Genomic DNA, 4,120 nt, shown 5'->3' on the forward strand with positions numbered 1-4,120 from the left:
AATGCTGTAAAAGAGGTAGTGAGAAAAATCAGGAACTTCCTTCCTTTTTCACCTGCAAAAGAAGGACCACTATCTGATCTTCACAGAACAGGACTGGCATTTGTGAAGACATTTGCTGAAGGAATAAAAGGAGATCCTCTAATCTACAAAGTAAACGCAATGGTAGGAAAACTAAAGTCTATCCTTAGTCCATTTTCTCTTACGCATACATTCCAAGCATTTAAGATTCCTTCTTTTCCGAGATTAACACATACACTTTCTATAATTCCAAAAGTTTTATCTTTTGGACTTCCGAAGCTCAATCAAGTCTTGAATATAATTCCCAACCTCCAAGCTTTTAGACTTCCTAAACTAAAGCAGGAGTTCTCTTTAGTCCCTAAACTTTTTAAATTTTCACAGATAACTGGTATCTTTCCGCAACCATTATTTCCCGAAATGGAGTTTCCTCGTTTACCTGAAATTGAATATTCCAGGGCTACTCAGAAAATAGAAAAGAAAAATACTAACACTGTCTATATCCGACAAATAGTCATTAATACTAATACTCCAATTTCAAATGCCAGAAAATTAGGGAAAGAAATTGCTGAAGAAATAGAAGCTAACTTGCATGTTTCATTTTCTGAATTTGTGGAAGGTATATAAGAATATTATGAAAGGTACTAATCCGATAGATACAACAAAAGTTGGAACACTATACGACGAAAATGGAACACCATACAAAAAAAAATGGAACACCTAACTTTCATAGAACTCTAATACTTCTTGTCCCGATATGTTTTGCAAAGTCCCACTAAATCCCGTAAAATATCACTGGCATGTTCCACGAAGAGAAGTTTTTACAACGGGGACTGCGAATATTAAATAGACCATATAAACCAATAACTTTTACAGGTCTTCAAGAAGCTGACAAACTCTTAAATGACTTAAAGAACTATCCTCATGCTTTTGTTTTAGCGTGCCTCATGGATAGACAGATATCAGCAGAAAGAGCATGGCTTATTCCTTACGAGGTATCAAAAGAAATAGGGAGTTTTCAGTTTAGGGATCTTAGGAAATTAAGCAGAAGGAGAATTCGTCGGATCTTTAAGAAAAAGAGGCTACATAGGTTTAACGAAAGAATGGCAGATATTTTTTTTGAAGCCATCAGGAAAATAGATAGAGATTACGACGGTAATGCAGCCAACATCTGGAGTAGAACTAAATCAAGTGCTACTGTAGTTAGAAGGTTTCTTGAGTTTGAAGGTGCAGGAATAAAAATTGCTACCATGGCAGTAAATATCCTTGTAAGGGATTTTAAAATAAAGACCATAAAAGATCTATCATCAATTGATATTTCTCCTGACTTACAGGTAATGAGAGTTTTTGAGAGAACAGGGCTAATACCAAAAAATTCCAAGAGAGAGGTAGCTGTATACCGCGCAAGAGAACTTAACCCAAGTTATCCTGGAGTTTTTGACTATCCAGTTTGGGAAATTGGTAGGAACTGGTGCAGGTCAAAGAATCCAGACTGTAATAACTGTATACTACAATCCTATTGTCCTAGAATTCTTTAAAGTTTTTAATTTAAAAAAATAAATTCCAATTTTTTGTATAGCAATTAAAAGAGTTTAGAGTTTATATAATATTCCAAAGTTGCCAACTAAAACCATTCGTTAAGCGAGGGAAAAATGGTAAATAGCGAACCATCTTTAAAACAGAAGCTGGGAATTTTGGCTTTAGGGGGAGTTTTACTTTTTTCATTTGTAGGGATTATTTCTCCATTTAAGACTATTGAGTCAGGATACGTTGGAGTAAAGATAACCCTTGGAAAGTATGACGATGAAGAACTAAAACCTGGTCTTCACTTTAAACTTCCTGTAATTCAGAAGATAAAGGAAGTTGATGTGAAAGTTCACACAATTAACTACAAGGGAGAACGCGACCTACAGGACGAAGGAGGGGTTATCAACAAGCCTGCAATTACCGTTCTTGATGAAAGGGGACTGCCGATAGAAGTTGAACTTACAGTTCAGTATAGACTTTTACCTTCGGAAGTATCAGAAACCCTTCAAACGTGGGGAGACAACTGGGAAGAAAAGCTTGTCAATCCTGTAGTTAGAGAAGTTGTGAGGGATGTAATAGGACATTATCCAGCAGAGGTAATACCAACAAAAAGACCAGAAATTGCAACAAAAATTGAAGAAGGTATAAGAAAAGAAATAAAGAAACAAAGTAAGGGAGCCGTTCAGGTTGTAGGTGTTCAGCTTAGAAACATTCTTCTTCCACCAGAGATTCAGAGAAAGATAAAGGAAGTTCAACTTGCAAAACAGGAAGCTGAAAGAATGAAATATGTTGAGGAACAAGCAAGGCGGGAACAGGAAGTTAGAAAAATTCAAGCAGAAACTGAGAAAATTCAAAAGGTAATAAAAGCTCAAGCAGAAGCTGAGGAAAGAATAATCAGGGCAAAAGCGGAAGCTGAAGCAAGGCTAAAGAAAGCTGAAGCTGAAGCAAAAGCAAACGAAATGCTTTCTAAGTCCATTACCCCGAATGTTTTAAAGTGGAAAGAGTTAATGGTTGAAGAAAAAATTGCAGAAAGTTTAGAGAAAAATCCAAATGTCAAGCTTTTTTTAAATGTTCCGCAAAGTGGAAATTTCCATATGTGGTTAAAACAATAGTTTTTTATAAAAGCCCCCGACAAGGGGCTAAATCTAATTTCTTTTATAAATCGTTCCGGAAGGTAAGTCCTCTAAAATTATTCCAAGTTCTTTAAGTCTATCTCTTATAAGATCTGCAAGGTCAAAAGTTTTCCTCTTTCTAAGTTCACTTCTTACATCTATTAGAATTTTTATTAGTTCGTCTTCTAGTCCCTTTTCTTTTTCTTCTTCAAGCCTAAATCCTAAAATCTTAAGAGCTTCCTTAACGAAGTTTATGGCGTTAGTTAAAGCTTCTTTTAGAGACTTAGATATTTGATTTTCTCTTATCGCTTTATCTTTTAAAAGATTGATTTCTTTGACAAGCTCAAAGAGGATGCCAAGAGCTTTCGCAGTGTTGAAATCGTCATCCATGGCTTCTTCAAAATCTTTTTTGAAGTCATCAAGGTTTATTGTTTCCGTATCATCTTCTTTGACAGGTAAATTCTCTATAATCTTTTTAGATTCTATAAAGTTTAAAAGTCTTTTTAAGCTTCTTTCTGCTTCTTCCAATCTTTCAAAAGAAAAATCTATTGGACTTCTGTAGTGAGTGGAGAGTAGGAAAAGCCTTAAAGTATCTGGAGAAAACTTTTCTAAGATATCTTTAACGGTGAAAAAGTTTCCTAAAGACTTACTCATTTTTTCTTTGTTAACCATAACAAAGCCATTGTGTACCCAGTATTTAGCAAATGTTTTTCCTGTGAAACTTTCAGACTGGGCTATTTCGTTTTCGTGGTGTGGGAAGATAAGGTCTAACCCTCCACCGTGAATATCTATGGTTTTTCCTAAGTATTTCATCGCCATTGCAGAACATTCAATGTGCCAACCCGGTCTTCCTATTCCCCAAGGAGATTCCCAACCGGGTTCTCCCTCTTTTGATTTCTTCCAAAGTGCAAAATCAAGAGGATTTTTTTTCTTTTCTCCAGGCTCTATTCTTGCACCAGCTATAAGCTCCTCTGTTTTTCTTTTTGAAAGTTTTCCATACTGTGGGAACTTTTCCACAGAGAAATAAACGTCTCCTTCTGCTTCATATGCGTATCCTTTTTCTATAAGCCCTTGAATAAGTTCTATAATCTCCTTTATGTGCTTTGAGACTCTCGGCTTGAAGGTTGGTTCTTTTACATTTAGAGCTCTCATATCTTCTTCGTATGACTTTATATACTTTTCAGCAACTTTGTCCCAAGAGATTCCTTCTTCTTTGGATCGTTTTATTATTTTGTCATCAATATCTGTATAATTCCTAACATAAACAACGTTATAACCCTTGTGTTCAAGCCATCTTCTTATAACGTCGAAAACAATAGCACTTCTTGCATGTCCTATGTGGGCATGGTCGTAAACTGTAGGACCACAGACGTACATTTTTACAACGTTCTCTTTTAAAGGTTTAAACTCTTCTTTCTGTTGCGTAAGAGTATTAAAGACTTTAATCATCCTGTAAACCTCTCGTT

4 protein-coding genes are annotated in these 4,120 nt (G+C 35.6%); 3 read left to right on the top strand and 1 reads right to left on the bottom strand.

What is annotated here, in order from left to right; all coding sequences use genetic code 11:
- From ABGX27_04115 to ABGX27_04125, 3 genes are all read left to right on the top strand, one after another.
- A partial coding sequence (locus tag ABGX27_04115) for a hypothetical protein (GenBank protein ID MEO2068678.1) occupies nucleotides 1-642 on the top strand: 642 nt, incomplete at its 5' end.
- A gap of 173 nt (nucleotides 643-815) precedes the next feature.
- Nucleotides 816-1,553 (top strand): iron-sulfur cluster loop, encoded by a 738-nt coding sequence (locus ABGX27_04120; protein ID MEO2068679.1) that lies wholly within the window; start codon nucleotides 816-818, stop codon nucleotides 1,551-1,553.
- A gap of 114 nt (nucleotides 1,554-1,667) precedes the next feature.
- Nucleotides 1,668-2,654, top strand: coding sequence for an SPFH domain-containing protein (locus tag ABGX27_04125; GenBank protein ID MEO2068680.1), 987 nt, complete (start codon nucleotides 1,668-1,670; stop codon nucleotides 2,652-2,654).
- 33 nt (nucleotides 2,655-2,687) lie between these two features.
- Here the strand turns inward: ABGX27_04125 and cysS are convergent, their stop codons facing one another.
- Nucleotides 2,688-4,103, bottom strand: coding sequence for a cysteine--tRNA ligase (gene cysS / locus ABGX27_04130; protein ID MEO2068681.1), 1,416 nt, complete (start codon nucleotides 4,101-4,103; stop codon nucleotides 2,688-2,690).
- Between the last annotated feature and the right edge of the window lie 17 nt (nucleotides 4,104-4,120).

Source organism: Desulfurobacteriaceae bacterium, assembly GCA_039832905.1.
Lineage (GTDB): Bacteria > Aquificota > Aquificia > Desulfurobacteriales > Desulfurobacteriaceae > Desulfurobacterium.